The sequence below is a fragment of the Pseudomonas sp. SIMBA_068 genome (assembly GCF_046534705.1).
In the GTDB taxonomy this organism is placed as follows: Bacteria; Pseudomonadota; Gammaproteobacteria; order Pseudomonadales; family Pseudomonadaceae; genus Aquipseudomonas; species Aquipseudomonas putida.
In genome coordinates this window covers 1-252 of record NZ_JAWRYI010001112.1, presented here as the reverse complement: position 1 = coordinate 252, position 252 = coordinate 1, and the positions used below count along the sequence as shown (strand labels likewise).

At 52.4% G+C, this 252-nt stretch carries 2 protein-coding genes; both read right to left on the bottom strand.

The features are described from left to right. Positions 1-127, bottom strand: a 127-nt coding sequence (locus tag SB756_RS32940; protein WP_410913619.1) for an NAD(P)-binding protein, incomplete at its 3' end; no start/stop codon positions are given. Between the two features lie 23 nt (positions 128-150). Beyond that, positions 151-252 (bottom strand): hypothetical protein (locus tag SB756_RS32935; RefSeq protein WP_410913618.1); only part of this gene is annotated, 102 nt, incomplete at its 5' end.

The following is a 252-nucleotide window of genomic DNA, read 5'->3' as shown; positions in this document are numbered from 1 at the left end:
AATCAAAGCGGTAATCCGGGCCGCCCGCTTCCAGCAACAGGACGCTCACGTTGCTCTCTTCGGTCAGACGGGTAGCCAGAACGTTTCCTGCGGATCCGGCTCCAATAATAATGTAATCAAATTCCATTCATCGTTCCTCAGGTTAAGTGATTAAAAGACTGACTGAAAACGCGTCAGCTCAACCTGCACTGACTTCACCTGGGTGTAGCTCTGCAGCGTCATCAGGCCATTCTCACGGCCAATGCCGGAGTG